The sequence below is a fragment of the Microvirga terricola genome (genome assembly GCF_011777495.1).
GTDB classification, from domain to species: domain Bacteria; phylum Pseudomonadota; class Alphaproteobacteria; order Rhizobiales; family Beijerinckiaceae; genus Microvirga; species Microvirga terricola.
On the sequence record NZ_JAATJS010000004.1, the window covers coordinates 343,775 to 364,432 of the forward strand.

At 63.0% G+C, this 20,658-nt stretch carries 20 protein-coding genes; 10 read left to right on the top strand and 10 right to left on the bottom strand.

All coding sequences use genetic code 11. From position 1 onward, the window contains the following. Positions 1–294 precede the first annotated feature (294 nt). From HB375_RS13745 to HB375_RS13760, 4 genes are all read left to right on the top strand, one after another. Entirely contained in the window at positions 295–897 is a 603-nt protein-coding gene (locus HB375_RS13745) for a CvpA family protein (RefSeq protein WP_167673556.1), read from the top strand. Between the two features lie 116 nt (positions 898–1,013). Next, a complete protein-coding gene (purF, locus tag HB375_RS13750) occupies positions 1,014–2,501 on the top strand; it encodes an amidophosphoribosyltransferase (RefSeq protein WP_167673557.1) in 1,488 nt (495 codons plus the stop codon). 9 nt (positions 2,502–2,510) lie between these two features. After that, positions 2,511–3,254: an SDR family NAD(P)-dependent oxidoreductase gene (locus tag HB375_RS13755; protein ID WP_167673558.1), complete on the top strand. Its 744-nt coding sequence runs from the start codon at positions 2,511–2,513 to the stop codon at positions 3,252–3,254. A 256-nt stretch (positions 3,255–3,510) separates the two neighbouring features. Continuing rightward, positions 3,511–4,065 (top strand): LysE family translocator, encoded by a 555-nt coding sequence (locus tag HB375_RS13760; RefSeq protein WP_281409354.1) that lies wholly within the window; start codon positions 3,511–3,513, stop codon positions 4,063–4,065. 41 nt (positions 4,066–4,106) lie between these two features. On the opposite strand, the gene HB375_RS13765 is transcribed toward HB375_RS13760, so the two are convergent. The 4 genes from HB375_RS13765 to HB375_RS13780 all read right to left on the bottom strand — a co-directional run bounded on the left by HB375_RS13765 (position 4,107) and on the right by HB375_RS13780 (position 8,174). Continuing rightward, positions 4,107–5,267, bottom strand: a complete 1,161-nt coding sequence (locus HB375_RS13765) for a helix-turn-helix transcriptional regulator (RefSeq protein ID WP_167673560.1) — start codon at positions 5,265–5,267, stop codon at positions 4,107–4,109. Between the two features lie 181 nt (positions 5,268–5,448). After that, positions 5,449–6,792 carry a ribosome biogenesis GTPase Der gene (gene der / locus HB375_RS13770; RefSeq protein ID WP_167673561.1) on the bottom strand — a complete coding sequence of 448 codons (1,344 nt, stop codon included), beginning with the start codon at positions 6,790–6,792 and terminating at the stop codon, positions 5,449–5,451. A 12-nt stretch (positions 6,793–6,804) separates the two neighbouring features. Further along, entirely contained in the window at positions 6,805–7,476 is a 672-nt protein-coding gene (locus HB375_RS13775) for a tetratricopeptide repeat protein (protein WP_167673562.1), read from the bottom strand. Between the two features lie 116 nt (positions 7,477–7,592). Next, positions 7,593–8,174: an NnrU family protein gene (locus HB375_RS13780; protein WP_167673563.1), complete on the bottom strand. Its 582-nt coding sequence runs from the start codon at positions 8,172–8,174 to the stop codon at positions 7,593–7,595. 287 nt (positions 8,175–8,461) lie between these two features. Between HB375_RS13780 and HB375_RS13785 the strand changes: the two genes are divergently transcribed. The 3 genes from HB375_RS13785 (at position 8,462) to HB375_RS13795 (ending at position 11,851) form a co-directional block, all read left to right on the top strand. Next, positions 8,462–9,082, top strand: a complete 621-nt coding sequence (locus HB375_RS13785; protein WP_167673564.1) for a TRAP transporter small permease subunit — start codon at positions 8,462–8,464, stop codon at positions 9,080–9,082. A gap of 41 nt (positions 9,083–9,123) precedes the next feature. After that, a complete protein-coding gene (locus HB375_RS13790) occupies positions 9,124–11,010 on the top strand; it encodes a TRAP transporter large permease (protein WP_167673565.1) in 1,887 nt (628 codons plus the stop codon). Between the two features lie 166 nt (positions 11,011–11,176). Next, positions 11,177–11,851 (top strand): alpha/beta hydrolase family protein, encoded by a 675-nt coding sequence (locus tag HB375_RS13795; RefSeq protein ID WP_167673566.1) that lies wholly within the window; start codon positions 11,177–11,179, stop codon positions 11,849–11,851. 31 nt (positions 11,852–11,882) lie between these two features. Here HB375_RS13795 and HB375_RS13800 read toward each other — a convergent pair whose 3' ends face one another. Together HB375_RS13800 and rpiB are read right to left on the bottom strand one after the other, a co-directional pair. Next, positions 11,883–12,245, bottom strand: a complete 363-nt coding sequence (locus tag HB375_RS13800; protein ID WP_167673567.1) for an ArsC family reductase — start codon at positions 12,243–12,245, stop codon at positions 11,883–11,885. A gap of 3 nt (positions 12,246–12,248) precedes the next feature. Beyond that, the gene (rpiB, locus tag HB375_RS13805) at positions 12,249–12,698 is read right to left on the bottom strand and encodes a ribose 5-phosphate isomerase B (protein ID WP_167673568.1); all 450 of its coding nucleotides are present in this window, start codon (positions 12,696–12,698) and stop codon (positions 12,249–12,251) included. A gap of 399 nt (positions 12,699–13,097) precedes the next feature. On the opposite strand from rpiB, the gene HB375_RS13810 reads away from it, so the two are divergent. Continuing rightward, entirely contained in the window at positions 13,098–13,643 is a 546-nt protein-coding gene (locus HB375_RS13810; RefSeq protein ID WP_246728497.1) for a hypothetical protein, read from the top strand. 198 nt (positions 13,644–13,841) lie between these two features. Here HB375_RS13810 and guaA read toward each other — a convergent pair whose 3' ends face one another. Both guaA and HB375_RS13820 read right to left on the bottom strand, forming a co-directional pair. Then, positions 13,842–15,398, bottom strand: a complete 1,557-nt coding sequence (guaA, locus tag HB375_RS13815) for a glutamine-hydrolyzing GMP synthase (protein ID WP_167673569.1) — start codon at positions 15,396–15,398, stop codon at positions 13,842–13,844. A gap of 84 nt (positions 15,399–15,482) precedes the next feature. Next, a complete protein-coding gene (locus HB375_RS13820) occupies positions 15,483–16,781 on the bottom strand; it encodes an RsmB/NOP family class I SAM-dependent RNA methyltransferase (RefSeq protein WP_167673570.1) in 1,299 nt (432 codons plus the stop codon). Between the two features lie 123 nt (positions 16,782–16,904). Here HB375_RS13820 and HB375_RS13825 point away from each other — a divergent pair, with 123 nt between their 5' ends. After that, complete coding sequence (locus HB375_RS13825; RefSeq protein WP_167673283.1) at positions 16,905–17,051, top strand: hypothetical protein; 147 nt, start codon at positions 16,905–16,907, stop codon at positions 17,049–17,051. A 52-nt stretch (positions 17,052–17,103) separates the two neighbouring features. On the opposite strand, the gene HB375_RS13830 is transcribed toward HB375_RS13825, so the two are convergent. Together HB375_RS13830 and guaB are read right to left on the bottom strand one after the other, a co-directional pair. Next, the gene (locus tag HB375_RS13830; RefSeq protein ID WP_167673571.1) at positions 17,104–17,535 is read right to left on the bottom strand and encodes an MAPEG family protein; all 432 of its coding nucleotides are present in this window, start codon (positions 17,533–17,535) and stop codon (positions 17,104–17,106) included. Between the two features lie 8 nt (positions 17,536–17,543). Further along, positions 17,544–19,037, bottom strand: a complete 1,494-nt coding sequence (gene guaB, locus HB375_RS13835; protein WP_167673572.1) for an IMP dehydrogenase — start codon at positions 19,035–19,037, stop codon at positions 17,544–17,546. Between the two features lie 174 nt (positions 19,038–19,211). Here guaB and HB375_RS13840 point away from each other — a divergent pair, with 174 nt between their 5' ends. After that, positions 19,212–20,645: a DHA2 family efflux MFS transporter permease subunit gene (locus HB375_RS13840; RefSeq protein ID WP_167673573.1), complete on the top strand. Its 1,434-nt coding sequence runs from the start codon at positions 19,212–19,214 to the stop codon at positions 20,643–20,645. The last annotated feature ends 13 nt before the right edge of the window (positions 20,646–20,658 follow it).

Below are 20,658 nucleotides of genomic sequence, written 5' to 3' on the forward strand. Positions count from 1 at the left end.
GTTGCAAGAAGAGCCCCGGAGAAGAACCTCCGGGGCTCTTTGCGTTAGGGAAATAACCGCCGCCCGTGAAAAGCGGGCCGGGCCTGAAAAAATGGACGCGACCGCCTGGGCTACCGTCTCGCCGCGCCGCCCATCCGCCTGATTTTGCCCGAATTTCCCGTTCACAAGAGAGGCTTAGCAAGTAAAGCCCACTCCAAAGGTGACGAGCGCCACTCTTCAGGTTATACAGCCGGCGCCTTGAACCCGCGAATGCGGCCCCCACCCTATTGTTTGCGATTGCGTTAGGCTTGGCTCATGCCCTTTTCTGTCCTTGATCTCGTCGTTATCGGCGTCGTTCTGATTTCGGCCCTTCTGGCCGCGGTGCGCGGTTTCACGCGTGAGGTTCTGGCCATTGTCGCCTGGGTCGCGGCCGCAGCCGCCGCCTGGTACGTGCACCCGGCGGCGCTGCCGATTGCGCAGCAATATATTCACAGCAATACGGTCGCGCTGATCGCTGCGATCGGCGGGATCTTCATCGTGACGCTCATCATCGTGTCGATCGTCACGGTGCAGATCTCGGACATGATCCTCGATTCCCGCATCGGCGCCATCGACCGGACGCTCGGCCTTCTCTTCGGGGCGGCGCGCGGCTTCCTGATTTGTGTCATCGGCTGGGCCTTCATGGGCTGGCTGCTCCAGGGCAAAAACCCGGATTGGGCCACGACCTCGCGCACCCGGCCCGCCATGGAAAACACCCGCGACAACATCATCGCCATGCTGCCGGACAACGTCGAGACTTTGCTGCAAAAGCTGCGTAACAAGGGCGCTGCACCGGAAGACCAGGGCGCGCCTGCCGAACCCGACCCGCAGCGTCAGACGGCTCCCGGCGCGCCGACCTCGCCGCAGCGGCGCAGCTGATCCATTCGGCACGTGTGTGCCGGGGGGAGCGACACGAATAGGCATTGGCGGCAGGCGCTTGGCCGCTTACATAGGGGCTTCACGCCACCGGGCGGCGTGCATCCAGGGAAATGATGATGTCTGCATGGTCTGAGACGTGGCAGGTCCAACCCAAGGCGGTAGACCTCGACCTCGATGGCGACACTCTGCGCGAGGAATGTGGCGTCTTCGGCATCTACGGACATCCCGATGCCGCCGCCATCACAGCGCTGGGGCTCCACGCCCTTCAGCATCGCGGACAGGAAGCGGCGGGCATCGTCTCCTTCGACGGCCACGTCTTTCACCTGGAACGCAAGCTCGGCCTCGTCGGCGACGGCTTCTCGGATCGCTCCGTCATTGAGCGGCTCGAGGGCCATTCCGCCATCGGCCACGTGCGCTACTCGACGACCGGCGAGACAATCTTGCGCAACGTGCAGCCTCTCTTCGCTGAGCTCGACGGTGGCGGTTTCGCGGTCGCCCATAACGGCAACCTCACCAACGGCCTGACCCTTCGCCGCAACCTCATCCGCGACGGTGCGATCTGCCAGTCCACCACCGACACGGAGGTGATCGTCCACCTCGTCGCCCGCAGCCGCCGCCAGCCCTTCATCGACCGCTTCGTCGAGGCTATCCAGCAGATCGAAGGCGCCTACTCTCTTGTCGCGCTGACCAACAAGAAGCTGATCGGCGCGCGCGATCCGCTCGGCATCCGCCCGCTGGTGCTGGGTGAACTTGACGGTCGCTATATCCTCGCGTCCGAAACCTGCGCCCTCGACATCATCGGCGCGCGCTTCGTGCGCGATATCGAGAACGGAGAGATCGTCGTGATCTCCGACGAGGGTATCGAGTCCATTCGTTTCGCGCCGAAACAGCCGGCCCGCCCCTGCATCTTCGAGTACATCTACTTCGCGCGCCCGGATTCGGTCGTGAACGGCCGCAACGTCTATCAGGTCCGCAAGGGCATGGGCCGCGAACTCGCGCTCGAATCTCCCGCCAACGCCGATGTCGTGATCCCGGTGCCGGATTCCGGTGTTCCCGCCGCACTCGGTTTCGCGCAGACATCGGGCCTGCCTTACGAGCTCGGCATCATCCGCAACCACTATGTGGGCCGCACCTTCATTCAGCCAACGCAGTCCGTGCGTGAGCTCGGCGTGCGTATGAAGCACTCCGCCAACCGCGCGGCCATCGAAGGCAAGCGCATCGTGCTCGTCGACGACAGCCTTGTGCGCGGCACCACCTCGGTGAAGATTGTGCGCATGATGCGCGAAGCGGGCGCGAAGGAAGTGCACTTCCGGATCGCCAGCCCGCCGATCACGCATCCCGACTTCTACGGCATCGACACGCCGGAGAAGGAAAAGCTGCTCGCCGCGACCCATGATCTGGAGCAGATGCGCGCCTATATCGGCGCGGATTCGCTCGCCTTCCTGTCCATCGAGGGCATTTATCGCGCTATGGGCGAGAAGGGCCGCAATGCGGCGCTGCCGCAGTTCACGGACCATTGCTTCACCGGCGATTATCCGACCCCTCTCACCGATCTCGCGGTCGCCACTCCGCGCCGCGTCTCTCTTCTCGCCGAAGCCGACTGAGTTTCTTCAATGACCAAGCCTCTCGAAAACCGCGTCGCGGTTGTTACCGGCGCGTCGCGCGGCATCGGCCGCGCCGCTGCGCTCGCGCTCGCGGAAGCGGGCGCGCATATCATTGCGCTCGCTCGTACGCAAGGAGCGCTGGAATCGCTCGACGATGAGATCCGTGCCAAGGGCTCGTCCGCCACGCTGGTCCCGGTCAACCTGAAGGACCTCGATGCCCTCGACCGGCTGGGCGCAGCCATCTACGAGCGCTGGGGCAAGCTCGACATCCTGCTCGGCAATGCAGGCATTTTGGGCGAACTCGCTCCCATCACCCACGTCGACCAGCCCGTCTGGGACGAGGTGATGGCGATCAACGTCACCGCCAATTACCGTCTGATCCGCTCCCTCGACCCGCTGCTGCGCGCATCTGATGCGGGACGCGCGATCTTCGTGACCTCGGGCGCGGCCAACAAGTGCAACGCCTATTGGGGTGTCTATTCGATCTCGAAGGCCGCCCTGAACGCGCTGGTTTACACCTACGCCGCTGAGACGGTGACCACGCCAGTCAAGGCGATGCTCATCAATCCCGGCCCCTTGCGCACCTCCATGCGCCGCGCCGCCATGCCGGGCGAGGACCCGCTCACGCTGAAGACGCCGGAGGACCTCGCCCCCCACATCGTGAAGCTCGCCCTGCCCTCTTGGGGTCAGACGGGCAAGATCTATGACTTCACGCAAGACGGGAAAGTGCTGACGCCGCAGATGCCGGCGTGAAATCGCCAAGAGAAGTGGCTTTACATTAATCAGCTATGCCCGGCTCATTGCCGGGCATTTTGTTTTCCGGTCTCCATGCTCCCTCATTTATCCCTCTCCACCAAACGGTGGACGCGGCGCAGCGCCTGAAAAGCTACCGTCGCTTTTCCTTCCTTATCAGCTGCGGAAAAACCGGGCGAAAACAACTGCGCGAGGCTTGGTCGTGAGTGGCATATCGGCATTCATGTCCGGAGTAACGGTAGGGCTCGTCGTTACGATGCCCGTAGGCCCGATGAGCTTGCTCTGCATTCAGCGCGCTCTGGTGTTCGGCGCCCTCGCCGGCTTTACCACCGGTCTCGGAGCAGCAACCGTTCTCGCCATCTATACCGCCTGCGCTGTGCTCGGCTTGGGGCCCGCCATCATTTCGGCTCTCGTGTATAGCAAAGCAATTGTCCCAGCAGTCTCGGCCTGTCTCCTTCTCTGGTTCAGCGCCCGCATTCTTGGGCGAACCGTATCGCTTGCAGGTCCTACCGCCGATGGACACAGTGCCATATCCTCCTATTGCAGCGCCGTTGCATGTGCGTTGTTCAATCCCCTGACACCCGTTCTGCTAGCTGCTGTCCTCCCGACGGTGGCGCTCCCAGAACCCCGCGCCGCTTCCACCATGGTCGCAGCTGTCTTTGCGGCGTCGGTGACTTGGTGGCTGGTCGTGAGTGGGAGTGTGGCTGCCCTACGCTCGAGTCTGAGCGTGACGGTCCTAAACCTTATCAACAAAGCATCCGGGTTGGTGCTGGGTGCGCTGGGCATCCTAATGGCCGCCGAATGCTTTTGACCGGCGTCTCTACTTGGAGCGGTCGACCCGGCGCGGCCAATTCAGGCGTCTCCAGGAGACTGAGAATGGACCGGCTCGACTAATTGCATCGTAAGCCGGATCAGCTCCGTCTGGCGGGAGACGCCAGTCTTGGCAAAGATGTGATCCAGATGGGTCTTTGCAGTTGATTGAGCGATGCCGAAATGGTTGGCCGCCTTCGCCAGGGTCTGACCTGCCACAAGGCTTTCCAATATTCGCTCTTCAGCGGGGGTAAGGTCGAAGGCTTTGGCCACTAGGGCGGCTCCACTCCGTTCATCGGTCCTGCCGACGAAGACGGCGGCGACGGCTTCGGGTTGCAGACGTGTGCGCAGGTCCCCCACTGTCATGGGAAGCACATGGGCGTAGGCGGGGGGGAAGCTGCCATCCGTGAGACAGATAGCGCTAGGCATCTCACCCAACCGCGTCTCGTCCCGCGCCGCCAGCGCAATCGCGCTTCGGAGCTCCCGGCTTGCCGATGGCGTGCCTGCAGCCAGGGAGCGATTGGCATTTCTGATCGGCCCGCCGTTGCGCATCATCTGCTCCGCCGAACGGTTCGCGTGCAGAATCCCTCCGCGCTCATCGGTCAGGACGACCCCACAACGAAGCGCATCGAGGGCCTCGGCCATGTGTGTGCGTTCGATGGCCCGCACATCAAGGAGATCGCTAATCGCAACCGTCTTTCTCAGGTGCGGCAGGAGCAGCCGACCCAGTTCGATCTCACGGCCCGTGATGGCGCCTTGCCGTGCATGCCGCCCAAGGCCGATCTCCGCGAATTGCCTGTGCGTGGACATTAGAAACATATGCATGATGTCCACGATGCCCTGCGGCTTGAGGCACTCCTCCACGTAGAGCGACGTCTGAATATAGTCGGGACTGAGATGAACGGAGGTCACGAACATCTCGTCGGCGGATGCTTGCAGGGCTAGCCACTCCGTCAGGCGGGCATTGATCTCAGGCACGTGCCGTTCCGACTTAAGACGAAGCAGGGCGGGCTCCCAGCCGGCGGCCTTGTTGAGCAGGAAGCGGTTGTTGTGAAGGTCACTCAGGGTCAATGAAGCGACGGTGCAATCGAAGGCATCGGCGACATCCGCAAGGGCCGCCTCCCAGCGGCCCGGATCGAGGGCGCAGTCATAGATCGCTCCGATCAACTCCGACAGCCTACGATGCGACAGCACTTCACCCATCGGTCATCGCTCCCGGGTTGGACCGAAACCCGCTGCGACAAGACCGGGCCGCGGGCGCCAACTATAAATGTAGGACTATTTCCCACAAGTCGAAGAGCGCGCAAGCCGTGGTGGCATGTTCATAATAGCAGGACGTGCGCCGGCCGCGGCGACTGAGTTGCCCTGCGATCGGCCGCGGCCCTTACTCCCGCCCCTTGTCGAACGGGTTCTTGCCCATGCGCAGCAACATGCGGACTGGCACCCCGGGCAGGTCGAAGGATTCGCGCAGGCTGTTGACGAGATAGCGCGTGTAGCTCTTCGGCAGAGCGTCGAGCTGGTTGCCGAAGAGCGCGAAGGTCGGTGGGCGGGATTTGATCTGCGTCATGTAGCGGATCTTGATGCGTCGCCCCGACACGGCCGGCGGCGGGTTTGCCTCCAGCGCCTCGCTTAGCCATTGATTGATACGCGCCGTCGAGACGCGACGGTTCCAGGTCTCATAGACCTGAAGAATGGCTTTCATCAGCGGATCGATGCCGCTGCCTGCGAGCCCTGAGAGCGGCACAACCGGCGCGCCCTTCACCTGCGGCAGGAGACGTGCCGCCTTTTCTTTCAGGTCCTTCAGCAGGCCCGGCTGATCGGCGACCAAGTCCCACTTGTTAAGGCCGATCACGAGGGCGCGACCCTCCTGCTCCACCAGATCGACGATGGAGAGATCCTGCTTTTCGAACGGAATGGTCGCGTCGAGAAGCACCACGACGACTTCCGCGAAGCGCACGGCGCGAAGCGCATCGGCGACGGAGAGCTTTTCGAGCTTGTCCTCGACGCGGGCGCGCTTGCGCAGGCCGGCTGTGTCGAACAGCTTGATGGCACGACCGCGCCATTCCCAATCGAGCGAGATGGAATCGCGGGTGATCCCCGCTTCCGGGCCGGTGAGCAGACGATCCTCGCCGACCATGCGATTGATGAGGGTGGACTTGCCCGCATTCGGCCGTCCGACGATGGCGACCTGAAGCGGCTTATTCGTGTCTTCCTCTTCCTCCTCGTCGCCCGGTTCGGGGAAGAAGGGCATCAGCGCCTCGAAGAGATCGGCCATGCCCTCGCCGTGCTCGGCGGATAGGGGCACCGGGTCGCCGAGGCCGAGGGAGAACGCCTCGTAGGCGCCCGCCAAACCCGCCCCGCCCTCGGCCTTGTTGGCGACGAGAACGACGGGCTTGCCGGACCGGCGGACCATTTCGGCGAAGGGCCGGTCGGCGGGCAGAATGCCGACGCGGGCGTCGACGACGAAAAGGATCAGATCGGCGTCGCCGATTGCGGCCTCGGTCTGGGCGCGCATACGGCCGAGAAGCGATTCTTCGGTCGCCTCTTCCAGGCCCGCCGTGTCGATGATGCGGAATTCAAGATCGCCGAGACGCGCCTCGCCCTCGCGCCGGTCGCGGGTCACGCCCGGCCGGTCGTCTACGAGCGCGAGCTTCTTGCCGACGAGGCGGTTGAACAGAGTCGATTTGCCGACATTCGGCCGCCCGACAATGGCGACGGTAGGCGTCATGTCATGCCTCGCTTATTGAGTGACCTGCACCGGGCCGCCCGCCACGAGGGCGGTGTAAACGGCAAGGCGCTGCTTGAGAGCCGGAGGCGTGTCGCGATCCGCCGCGATCTGGTCAAACCAGCGTCCGGCATAATCCATGTCGCCGGCCTTCAGGCCCGACAGGCCCAGAAGCTCGCGCGCAGAATGCCGCCACGGGTTGCCGGGAACTGCGATGCGCTCGAGCGCCGGGCGGATCTTCGCGGGCTCCGCCGTGTCCAGGCGCAGCCAGGCCGCGCGAAGGCGGGCCAGATCCTGCCAGAGCGGGCTGAGCTTGGCGTCGTTCGACAGAGCGTCATAGGCCGAGGCGCCGTTTTCCGCGTTCTGGCTGCCAAGCTCGGCGGCAAGGCGGAATTTCGCCAGCTGGCCGTAGCCCGAGCCGTCTTCCTTGGCGAGCGATTCCAGAACCGCCTCCGCGTCCTTGCTCTTGTCCTCACGGGAAAGCTTGAGGGCTTCCTCATAGCGAACGGCGGCAGCCTGAGCGCGGGTTTCCTGGGTATGCTCCCAAAAACGCCAGCCGCCCACCAAGGCCACGACAAGAACGGCGACGCCGACGATGACGCCGTTGTAGCGCTTCCAGATTTGGGCGATCTGGTCGCGGCGATATTCCTCGTCGACCTCGCGGATGAACTCGTCGTTCGGAGCCATACTTCCTCTGCGGCCTTGAAAGACCGCCTCCATTATCGAATTGGGTCGCCTAGCATAGAGCCCCGCCTATGGCGAGGGGCTGATCGCGTCGCAGGCGTTTTCTCTGAATAGGTGCCTTAGCTTTGGCCCGGCAAGACGGGAACCCCGATCAGCAGGGGATGGAGCCATATCACGAAAATGGCATAGGCAGCCGTTCCGATGAGCACGACCAGCACGTCGTTACGGATGCCTGCCGGAGGGGCGACCGGCGCCGGCTCACCGCGATACTTCACGCTGATCCGTGCCGTCACGGCCCAGACGAGGAACGAGCCGAAAAGCAAGATCGAGCCCAGGTCGCCATTGGCGAGCAAATGCGCGAAAGCCCAGATCTTCACGCCCGCCATCATCGGATGCTTGACGGCGGCCTTGATCCGCCCCGGCAGATAGGCGGCGGGAAAGAGGACGAAGGCGATCCACACGAGGGGCAGAGCCAGATGCCGGGTCCAGACCGGCGGGTCCCAAACCGGGATGTACCCCGCCTGCCGGTATTGGCCGTAGCCGATGATGATCAGCACGAGGCCAGCCAGCGACACAAGGGAATAGAGCCCCTTATAAGGCCCCTCCCCGATCTTCGCGATGATCCCCGCCCGCCAGGTGCGAGCCATGGTCAAGGCATGGACGCTGAAAAAGACAATCAGCCCAACGATCAGCAGCGTCACGACGATCTCCCGATGTGCTCAAATTATAGCCATTTGCCAGCCGACGGCCGATCCTAACCGATTTGATTTAATGCCTACAACTTCGGCATCCACAACGACTTTTCCTTGCCTTGGAAAGCGTTGCACGGACCGAAACTTTTAACGACTTGGCTGCTTGCGACACAAAAGCGTTCCAGATACTCGCCTTAAGTCGAGTATGGTTGCGCTTATCCGACCCTAGCGCTGGACTTTCGAGTTCGCTAGCTAGGCTCTTGAGAAACCATAAGCCTAAATTAGGGAAGAAACCGGTGGCAGGGCTCCTTCAGCTATCCCGCATCATCGACTCCATCAATGAGCGCATCGGCAAAGTGGCCGCCTGGGCCATCGTGGTGGCGATCGTCGTTTCGGCGGTCAACGCGATCATCCGGCGCATCTTCGGCGTCTCATCGAATGCGTGGCTGGAGCTGCAATGGTACCTGTTCGGCGCGGTCTTCATGCTCTGCGCGGCCTGGACCCTGAAGTCGAACGAGCATATCCGCATCGACATCATCTCGGGCAAGCTCTCCAAGCGCTCCCGCGATTGGATCGACATGTTCGGCCACATCTTCTTCCTGCTGCCGTTTCTGGCCGTGCTGACGTGGCTCTCCTTCCCCTATTTCATCAAGTCATTCGTCTCGGGCGAAGTTTCGTCCAACGCGGGCGGCCTGCCGATCTGGCCGGCCAAAGGCTTGATCCTTCTCGGCTTCATTTCGCTCTCCTTGCAGTGGGTGAGCGAGGTCATCAAGCGCATCGCGATCATGCGCGGCCAGTTGGTCGACGAGCACGCCGAGGGCAACAGCGCCGAGGCCGAGGCCGAGCGCCTTCTCACCGAACTGGCCGATCCGAACGCACCGGCCACCGCCGAACCTCCGGGGGACGGCATCCGCTGACCCCGACCGCGACCTGACCTCGTTTCCCGGAGCTTCCTCCCATGGCTGTGCTGATTGCCCAGAACCTCGCGCCGATCATGTTCGCGGCGCTCGTCATCTTTCTCCTGCTCGGCTACCCGGTTGCGTTCTCTCTCGCGGCCAACGGCCTACTGTTCTTCTTCGTCGCGGTCGAACTCGCACCGCTGGCTCCTGAGACCATCAACCTCTCCTGGCCCCTCCTCCAGGCCCTACCGGACAGGGTCTATGCGACCATGTCGAACGAGGTGCTGCTGGCGATTCCGTTCTTCACGTTCATGGGCTTGATCCTTGAACGCTCCGGCATGGCGGAGGACCTGCTGGACACCATCGGCCAGCTTTTTGGCCCGGTTCGCGGCGGTCTGGCCTATGCGGTGATCTTCGTGGGCGCGCTGCTGGCGGCCACCACCGGCGTCGTCGCGGCTTCGGTGATCTCCATGGGCCTGATCTCGCTGCCGATCATGCTGCGCTACGGCTATGACCGCCGCCTCGCCTCGGGCGTGATCGCGGCCTCCGGCACGCTGGCGCAGATCATCCCGCCCTCGCTCGTTCTGATCGTGATGGCCGACCAGCTCGGCCGCTCGGTCGGTGACATGTACGAGGGCGCGTTCCTGCCGGGCATCATCCTCGCGGGCCTCTACGCCGTCTACGTCCTCCTGATGTCCATCGTGTATCCGAAGTCGGCTCCCGGCTTGCCGCCGGAGGCTATCGGCTTCCGCGAGCCCAATGGATCGCGCGGCGTCTGGCAGCTCGGCATCCTCGTCGCCTTCTCCGGCGTCGTCGGCTATTACGTGCTGTCGCAGACCAATACCAAGGCCGGTGCGGATTTCGTGATCCTCACGATCTGCGTCGCCACCGTCGTTGCGCTCATCTGTGCGCTGATGAACAAGATGCTCGGCGCCCGGCGGATCGTCGGATCGGTGATCCTGGCCGGCCTCCTCGCCGCCGCTTACGTCTTCCTTCACCAGCAAGGCAGGGACTCGCTCGGCCTGCTCGTCGAGATGATGCTCGCCGGCGTGATCTACGCCATCGTCGTCGGCGCGACGGAACGCTTCACCGGCTTCCGCCTGATGTCCAACATGGCGCAGCAGGTCACCTTCGTCATGGTGCCGCCGCTGCTGCTGATCTTCCTCGTGCTCGGCACCATCTTCATCGGCGTCGCCACGCCGACGGAAGGCGGCGCGATGGGCGCGCTCGGCTCGGTGATCCTCGCCGCCATCAAGCGCAAGCTCGACAACAACCCGAAGCGCTTCAACTTCGCCCTCGTGCGCCAGGCGACGGATGCGACGGCGAAACTCTCGGCCTTCGTGTTGTTCATCCTCATCGGCGCACGCGTGTTCTCGCTGACCTTCTACGGCGTCAACGGACACGTCTGGGTCGAGCATCTGCTTACCTCGTTGCCAGGTGGTCAGGTCGGCTTCCTGGTCTTCACCAACGTGCTGGTGTTCTTCCTGGCCTTCTTCCTCGACTTCTTCGAGCTGGCCTTCATCATCGTTCCGCTCCTGGGACCGGCAGCGGAGAAGCTCGGCATCGACCTGATCTGGTTCGGCGTGATGCTGGGCGTGAACATGCAGACCTCGTTCATGCACCCGCCCTTCGGCTTCGCCCTGTTCTTCCTGCGCTCGGTCGCGCCGAAGGTGCCTTATATCGACCGCGTCACCGGCAAGCGCATGGAGCCTGTCACGACCGGACAGATCTACTGGGGCGCGGTGCCGTTCGTGATCATTCAGCTGATCATGGTGGCCATCGTCGTGACGTTCCCGCAGATCGTGATGCACTACAAAGCCGCCGGACCGCAGGTCGATCCTGCCGCGGTCCAGAAGAAGCTCGACGAGCTGCTCCTGCCCGGCCTCGGCGCCCCCGGCGGCGGACTGCCCGGCCTGAACTTCGACGAACCGCCGAAGATTCAATAAGGATTACAGAATTTCTCGGGAGGCCGGCCATTCGGCCTCCGATCAAGACCTCAACAGGGGGGCGGCATAAAAACATCCGCCAGGAAGGGGGCAGGTTCTCACGGACCTGCCCTTTTTCTTTCCAAGGCCGGCTATCGCATGAAATTTGCAAAGCTATGATGCCGCCATGATCCCAGCGGAACCGATCACGATCACCCTCGCCGACGGCACGAGTGTCTCCGGGCTCTGGCAAGAACCGCCCGACACGCGCGCGTGCCTCGTTCTCGCCCACGGCGCCGGCGCTGGCATGACGCATAAGGGTATGACGGCGCTCGCCGATGGTCTCGCCGCGCGGAGCATCGCGACGTTGCGCTATCAATTTCCTTACATGGAGCGCGGCTCACGCCGTCCGGACAGCCCGGCAGTCGCTCACGCAGCGGTGCGGGCCGCTGTCGCCGAGGCGGCGCGGCTGGCACCAAGTCTGCCACTCTTCGCGGGAGGCCGATCGTTCGGTGGACGCATGACTTCGCAAGCGCAGGCTCTCACGCCTCTGCCTGGTGTACGCGGCCTCATCTTCTTCGCCTTCCCGCTTCATCCGGCTGGCAAACCATCCGATGATCGGGCGGGGCATTTGTCGAAGGTCACGATCCCGATGCTGTTCTTGCAAGGCACACGCGATGAGCTAGCGCAGCCCGAGCTACTTGAGCCGGTGATACGCAAGCTTGGTTCACAAGCGACGCTCAAACTCCTCGACCACGCGGATCACAGCTTCCACGTTCCGGCCAAGACAGGCCGCAAGGACGCAGAAGTGATGGAAGAGTTGCTCGCTGCAACAGCCGTCTGGATCGCGATGCTGTCGTGAAAGACTAGTCGCTAGCCTTCCCGCTCCTCGATCAACGACCGGCAAAGGTCTTTGCGTAAGTCTCGACGTTGAAACCGACGAGGAGACCTCCCGCAACCTCCAGCACCGGACGCTTGATCATGGAGGGTTGATCGAGCATCAGCGCAATGGCCCTACCCTCATCGAGCCCGGCCTTATCGCCATCCGGCAATTTGCGAAACGTCGTCCCCGCGCGATTGAGCAGCGTTTCCCAACCGACCGACCGCACCCAGCCCTTGAGCCGCGTGCGGTCGATGCCGGCAGCCTTGTAGTCATGGAACTCATAAGCGACGCCGCGCTCATCGAGCCAGGCGCGCGCCTTCTTCATCGTGTCGCAATTCTTGATGCCGTAGAGGGTCGCTTGGTTCGCTGGCACTGTTTACCCCTCCAGCGCCCCAATCATCTCCACCCGCGTCGCATGTCGGCCGCCCTCGAACTGGGCGGTCAGGAACGCATCCACGATATCGAGCGCCAGCCCTTCGCCCACCACGCGCGCGCCAATCGACAGCATGTTGGCATCGTTGTGCTGGCGGATCATGCGGGCTGAGAATGTGTCGGCGCAGACGCCGCAACGGATGCCCTTTACCTTGTTCGCCGCCATCATGATGCCCTGGCCGGTGCCGCATAGGATGATGCCAAACCGGCAATCGCCGGAGGCGACGAGCCGCGCCGCCGCTTCGCCGTGCTTAGGATAGTGTGTGCTCTCATGCGTCGTCGGTCCGATGTCGACCACCACCCAGCCGTGCGCCGCGATATGAGCGGCAATGGCCGGTCGGAGCTGAATGGCGGCGTGGTCGCTGGAAAGGACGATGCGGTTGCTGGCTGGCATGGAGAAGTCGTCCCGTTTCCCGAAGCAATTTGGCGGCTTGGCCGAGTTGGATCAACTCAACCTCTCCACCATTCATTCGTCAATAAGACAAAAACAACTAACGATTTCCTTGGCTTATGCCCATCCCTTTTTGTCGATTCCATTGGAAATACCATGCATGAAAAGGCGACGTTTAGGGCTCCATTTTCTCCAATGATCACAATTTGAAGCTTGGCTGCAACGTCACCCCGTGTGTAGTAGTATTGCGGTTCGATCATAGGGAAAACTCTGCCGTTGCTGACAGTCCTGGCGATACTTGCTCTGCTGGCCCTGCTGCTAGTTTGCTTCGTTATATTCCTTTTGCACTTCATCTATCGACTTTGGCGAAGGCCTCAGCCGGGCAGAGCCGTAAGGCGAACGATGATCGTCATAGCGGGCCTGCTTCTGGTGGGTGTTCCTTATCTTCTCGTCCAACGCTACGAGCACCAATTGCTGCTCGCCCGCGTCCCCGCGCCGCTTGAAGTCGCTTCGGTAGAATATCAACTTGAGGAATCGTGGGGTGTCGGTTTCATGCCAGGCGACAACGAGACGGGCTTTGTTGTCTACCGTCTCACCAATGCAAGCGCAGAATGGGCGCGCAATCAGGGGAGCCGGCTCGGTGACATGCTCCCAGGCGGTGCATCCAGATGGCACCCGACACCCGTTAAAAACGCTCACGACAACGGCTGGCACCCCTACGACCATGACCCGCAGATGATGTCCGCACAGCGGGCTGAGCAACATCTCCCTACGATTGCGGAGTATCTTGAGAAGTATGGCTTCACGATACCCATTGAGAGCGGCCGCGACTCTGAAGCCGACCAGTCAATCCAGTCGGAGGGTTCGTTCTATTCATACGGCCGAGGCGGAAGCGTCACAATCGTCGACCCTATCAGAGGGAAAGTTTACTTTGCATACGCTGGATAACGCCAACGTCTGATTGTGTGGTTGAGACGCGCGCCGAGTATCTGCTTTCCACCCCAGCGAAGACATTCTTTGCGTCGGAACACCTGACCCCACCGCCCGAGCGTTACGCCGGAGATCAAGCATCGTATAGCTGCATGAGCAGGTTCGGCCTGCTGCCCAAAAACTAAAAAGCCGCGCGAAGCGCGGCTTTCTCCGTTCTCACTCCCACTCAATCGTGCCGGGCGGCTTCGACGTAATGTCGTAGGTCACGCGGTTGATGCCCTTGACCTCATTGATGATGCGGGTCGCGACCTGGCCGAGGAACTGCATGTCGAAGGGGTAGAAATCCGCCGTCATGCCATCGACCGAGGTCACGGCGCGTAGCGCGCAAACGTGGTCGTAGGTGCGCCCATCGCCCATCACGCCGACGGTTTTGACCGGCAGCAGCACGGCGAAGGCCTGCCAGATGTGGTCGTAGAGGCCGGCATTGCGGATCTCTTCGAGATAGATCGCATCGGCTTTACGCAGGATGTCGAGCTTTTCGCGGGTGATCGTGCCGGGGACGCGGATGGCGAGGCCGGGCCCCGGGAACGGATGGCGGCCGACGAAGGCCTGCGGCAGGCCGAGTTCGCGCCCGAGCGCCCTCACCTCGTCCTTGAACAACTCGCGCAGCGGCTCCACGAGCTTCATGTTCATGCGCTCAGGCAGACCGCCGACATTGTGGTGGCTCTTGATGGTGACGGACGGCCCGCCCGTGAAGGACACGCTTTCGATCACGTCGGGATAGAGCGTTCCTTGTGCCAAGAACTCCGCTCCGCCGATCTTCTTGGCCTCGGCCTCGAACACGTCGATGAAGAGCTTGCCGATGGTCTTGCGCTTGACCTCGGGGTCGGAGACGCCCTCAAGCGCGCCGACAAAAAGATCCTGCGCCTGAACGTGGACGAGCGGGATGTTGTAGGAATCGCGGAACAGGCTGACGACCCAATCCGCCTCGCCCGCGCGCAGCAGGCCGTGGTCGACGAAAACGCAGGTGAGCTGGTCGCCAATGGCTTCGTGGATCAGCACGGCTGCCACCGCCGAGTCGACACCGCCGGAAAGGCCGCAGATCACGCGGCCCGAGCCGACCTGTGCACGGATGCGCGCGATGGCCTCGTCGCGGAAGGCCTTCATGGTCCAGTCGCCATTGCAGCCGGCGATCTCGCGCACGAAATTGCGGATCAGCTGAGCGCCCTGGGGCGTGTGCACCACTTCCGGATGGAACTGCACGCCGTAGAACTTACGGCTTTCATCCGCCACCACGGCGAAGGGCGCGTTCTGCGACGCGGCCAAAACCTCAAACCCATCGGGCAGTTTTGTGACGCGGTCGCCATGGCTCATCCAGACCGGATACTTCTCGCCTTGCGTCCAGACGCCCGTGAACAGTGCGCTCGGCTTCAGCACCTCGACCTCGGCGCGACCGAATTCGGAGTGGTGTCCGCCCTCGACCTGCCCGCCGAGCTGGGCCGCCATGGTCTGCTGGCCGTAGCAGATGCCGAACACCGGCACCTCGCCGTCAAACAGGTCCTGCGGCGCACGGGGCGAGGTATCGATCGTCACCGATTCCGGCCCGCCCGAGAGGATCACGCCCTTCGGCTTCATCTCATGGAAGGCCTGCGCCGCCTTCTGGAACGGCACGACCTCCGAATAGACCCCCTCCTCGCGCACGCGTCGCGCGATGAGCTGGGTCACTTGGGAGCCGAAATCGACGATGAGGATTTTGTCGTGGGTCTGGGTCATGGCGAGGTCTTTAGGGCCTTAATTCGATGGGCGCAATGGCGAGAAACTATTGTATTCTCAAGCTTTGTGGTTGGCCGATGGGGTTCATCTCTTCTTGAGGACCGCGACGAAGAAGCCGTCCGTTCCGGTCCGCAGAGGCGTCATCTGGAGGCCGTGAGCCGTGGCACGCATTGAGCCGGCCAAGCGGCCAAAGCCGGCGGCCTCAAGCACACGCGGCATGGAAACAATCTCGAACTCGCCGCTCTTCCGTTCGAGTAAGCCCTCAATCGCCTCGTCGTTCTCTTCGGCCAAAATCGAGCAGGTGATATAGACGATCCGCCCGCCCGGCTTCACGAGCGAAGCGGCGCGGTCCAACACGGTTGCCTGCTCCTTGCGACGGACCTCAAGGCTGCCGGGGCGCAGACGCCACTTGGCGTCCGGGTTGCGCCGCCAAGTGCCGACGCCCGTGCAGGGCGCGTCGACGAGGACGCAGTCGATTTTGCCATTCAGATCGGACACTGCATCGGCGCCACCGCGCGGCGTGCGGACCTGGACGTTGCGCACACCGGCCCGCGTCAGGCGGTCGTGGATGGGCGCGAGGCGGCGGGCGTCACCGTCGGTGGCGTAGATCTGGCCGTGGTTCTCCATCATGGCGGCAAGCGCGAGCGTCTTGCCACCGCCGCCAGCGCAGAGATCGACCACTTGCTCACCGGGCTTCACACCGGAGAGCAAGGCCGCGAGCTGCGAGCCCTCGTCCTGAATCTCGATCCAGCCCTTGATGAACTCGGGCTCTACCTGCACAGCCGGGCCGCGGCCGTCTTCGCCCGGCATAATACGAAGCCCCAGCGGCGACAAAGACGTCTCGATGGCGGCCAGATGCGGCAGCGCGTCGTGCGCCTCTTCGCGAGAAGAGACCTTCAGCGTGTTCACGCGCAGATCGAGCGGCGCGCGGGTGGTGAGCGCTTGCATCTCGGCGACAAGGTCATCGCCGAAGAGCCGGGTGAGAGAAGGCTCGATCCATTCAGGAAAGTCGGCGGCGACATGAGCAGGCGCGTCATCGAGCTTCGCGGCGTCGAGCTTTTCACGTTCGGTACCCGTGAGCGGCTCCGGCGCGAAACGATCTCCCGAGCACAAAGCCGCAATCGCATCGGCGTTCAGCCCACGCTGAAGGCGCAACATCCCGAGTACGACCGCGCGGGGCGTGTTCTCACCCATGATCCAGGCCGCCGACGCCTTCCGGCGCAGAGCGTCATAGACGAGGCTCGCGATGGCGGCGCGGTCCTTCGAGCCTGCGAAACGGTGCGACAGCCCCCAATCCTTGAGAGCGTCGGTCGCCGGGCGTCGGCGCGCTTCGATGTCGCCGAGAACCTCAATAGCGGCCGAGATGCGGGCTGCTGGTGTCATAGGAAAACAACACTCCACTGGAGAAACAAAGTTGCCACAATATGGCTAAGCTTCAACCGTAATCCGACTCGTACTAAAGCGACCGGGTGCATTCCGCACTCTGCCTTTTCGGAGCTTTCTTCCATGATGACGAACCTGGCCCGCCTCGTTGCCCTTGGCCTTGCCCTCTCCATCGCCGCTTGCGCTGCCACCGCGACGCCGGACCTGACCCCGCCGCCGCGCAAGGCGACCGATGCCAAGACGCAGCTCGAGAGCGGCAAAAAGTACTGATCCACGTTCCTCATCATGGCCGGGCTAACCCGGCCATGATGATTGAAGCAGCCTAGACGCCCACCTCGGCAAAGAAGACCCGTACCGCAAAGAGAACCCACATCAGCACCAGGATCAGCGCGCCGACCAGAAAGACCTGGAAGCGCTTCGTCACCCGGTTCGAGGTGGTGTGGATATACGCGTGAGCCATGCGGCTTACGACATAAACCCAAGACATGACGACGAAGGCGAGATCGGCCTTGCGGGTGACCAGCGCCAGGATCACCAGCACATAGAACAGCACCGGCGTCTCGAACTGATTGCCGTAGGCATTCGTAACCTGCTGCGCCTGCGTCGGCCAATTGCGCTCGCCAAGCGCAATCTCCTTGATCTTGACGTCCCCCGCCCGGATGTGGGCGACACGCGAACGCCCCATCCAGAACATGAGGACGAAGGTCAACGCGACCTGGGCGAAGACCGGTGCGAGAATGGCGGGAACGCTCATGAAACGCCTCAGTTACGGGACGGATAGTTCGGGCTTTCCCGCGTGATCGTCACGTCATGCACGTGGCTTTCGCGCAGGCCGGCATTGGTGATGCGGATGAACTGAGCCTTCTCGCGGAACTCCGGCAGCGTCGCCGCGCCCACATAACCCATCGCAGCGCGCAGGCCGCCGGTGAGCTGGTGCAGCACCGCCGAAGCCGGGCCCTTATAGGCCACCTGCCCCTCGACGCCTTCTGGCACGAGCTTGAGCGTGTCGCGCACTTCCGCCTGGAAGTAGCGATCCGCCGAGCCGCGCGCCATGGCTCCGACCGAGCCCATGCCGCGATAGGCCTTGTAGGAACGGCCCTGATAGAGAAACACCTCGCCGGGGGTCTCGTCCGTACCAGCAAGCAGCGAGCCGACCATGGCGCAGGACGCACCAGCGGCGAGCGCCTTCGCCAGATCGCCCGACACCTTGATGCCGCCATCGGCGATGACCGGAACGTCCGCTTCGGAAGCGGCTTCCACCGCCTCCATGATCGCGGTGAGCTGCGGCACGCCAACGCCCGCCACGATACGCGTGGTGCAGATCGATCCGGGACCGATGCCGACCTTGACCGCATCCGCACCCGCGTCGATGAGCGCCTTCGCGCCTTCGCGGGTCGCGACGTTACCGGCGATCACCTGCACTGCGTTGGAGAGCTTCTTCACCCGCGTCACGCTTTCCAGCACGCGCACGGAATGGCCGTGAGCGGTGTCGACCACGATCACGTCGCAGCCCGCTGCGATCAGATGCTCGGAGCGCGCGAAGCCCTGTTCGCCCGTGGTGGTGGCGGCGGCGACCAGAAGGCGACCCTGCGTGTCCTTGGCGGCGTTGGGATAGGCGACCTGCTTCTCGATGTCCTTGACCGTGATGAGGCCGATGCAGCGATAGTGATCGTCGACGACCAAAAGCTTCTCGATGCGGAATTGGTGCAGCAGGCGCTTGGCCTCATCCTGCGTCACGCCCTCGCGGACGGTGATGAGCCGGTCCTTGGTCATCAGCTCGGAGACTTGCTGGGCCGTGTTGTTGGCGAAGCGCACATCGCGGTTGGTCAGGATGCCGACCAACTTGCCCTTCGATCCGCTTGGTCCCCGCTCCACCACGGGGATGCCGGAGATGCCATGGCGCTTCATGACGGCGAAAGCATCGGCCAGCGTCTCGTCGGGGAAGATGGTGATGGGGTTCATCACCATGCCGGACTCGTATTTCTTGACGAGACGGACCTGCTCGGCCTGTTCCTCGGGGTCGAGATTGCGGTGGATGACGCCGATGCCGCCGTTCTGCGCCATGGTGATCGCCATCTGCGCCTCGGTCACGGTATCCATGGCCGATGCAGCGATGGGCATGTTGAGGCGGATCGAGCGGGTGAGCCGGGTCGCCACGTCGACTTCGCCGGGCATGACCTCCGAGCGGCCGGGCCGGAGGAGAACGTCATCGAAGGTCAATCCCTCGATGATCTGATCGGCGAGAATGCGGGCCATGGCCAACTCCTAAAGATCAAGTGTGCGGGTGCGAAAATGCAGCGATGAGTTGGCGAGGGTCCGTAGCACGGGCGCATCGTTGAGGAAAGGGCTCAAAGCCCCGCATCTTCATGGGGGCAGGCGTGCACCAAAGCTCTATGCAACCGCTCGCCTTAGGGTTAAGTGCGGGGGGTTATGCAGCAGACCCGTCTTCTCCCCCTCATCATCGCCACCGCTTTGTTTATGGAGAACACGGATTCGACGGTCATCGCGACCTCGCTTCCCATGATCGCGACGGACCTCGGCGCCGACCCCATCGCGCTCAAGCTTGCGCTGACCTCCTATCTGGTGAGCCTAGCCATTTTCATCCCCATCTCGGGCTGGATGGCCGACCGCTTCGGCGCGCGGACAATCTTTCGCGCCTCGCTTGCGGTGTTCATGGCTGGGTCGCTCGCCTGCGCCGCCGCGCAGTCGCTGGAAGGCTTCGTCATAGCCCGCTTCATCCAGGGCATGGGCGGCGCAATGATGGTGCCTGTCGGTCGACTGGTGCTGCTCAGAAGCGTGCCGCGCAACGAGGTGGTGCAAGCGCTGGCAACCTTGACCATTCCGGCCCTCGTCGGCCCCATCGTCGGCCCGCTGCTCGGCGGCTTCATCACCACCAACTGGAACTGGCGCTGGATCTTCTTCATCAACATCCCCATCGGCATTCTGGGGATGGTGCTGTCCTCGATCTACATTCCGAACGTCAAGGAAGAGGACATGCCTCCGCTCGACGTGGCGGGCTTTCTGCTTTCAGGCATCGGTCTCGCGCTCACGATGCTCGGCTTTGCCACAGGCGGGCGGCACATGATCCCCATCGAGGTTTCCGTCGCCCTCACCGTGATCGGCGCGATCTGCCTTCTTCTCTACGTCCGGCACGCGAAACGCACACCCTACCCGGTGCTTCAACTCAACCTGCTGAAAATCCCGACCTTCCGCGTGAGCGTCGTCGGCGGCTCACTGTTTCGCATCGGCATCGGGGCGATCCCGTTCCTGCTGCCGCTGATGCTGCAGATCGGCTTCGGCCTGTCGGCCATGGCCTCGGGCTCGCTCACCTTCGTGGCAGCCGTCGGCGCGCTGTTCATGAAAACAATGGCCAAGCGCATTCTGGAGCACACGGGCTTTCGCATGCTGCTCACGATCAATGCGATTGTTGGTGCCGCCTTCATTGCCATCAACGGGTTCTTCACGCCCGATACCTCGCATTGGCTCATGATGGCGTTCCTGCTGGCCGGTGGATGCTTCCGCTCGCTCCAGTTCACGAGCCTCAACGCCATCGGCTATGCGGAAATCTCCAACCGCGACATGAGCTATGCCACGAGCCTCTCGGCCGTGGCCCAACAGCTTGCGCTCAGCATGGGCGTTGCCTTCGGCGCTTTCGCGCTCGAGACCGCCGCCGAATGGCGCGGCGGCACGACGATCATCGCGGCCGATTTCGGCCCCGCTTTCTGGGCGGTGGCAGTGGTCTCCGCCCTGTCCGCTTTCATCTTCTGGCGGCTTGCTCCGACTGCGGGCGCAGAGATGTCGGGCCACCGCGCGGCCAAGCGCCATGTGCCATCCACAGGTATGGGTGACGGGATGGAAGGTTGAGCTGATGACGCTA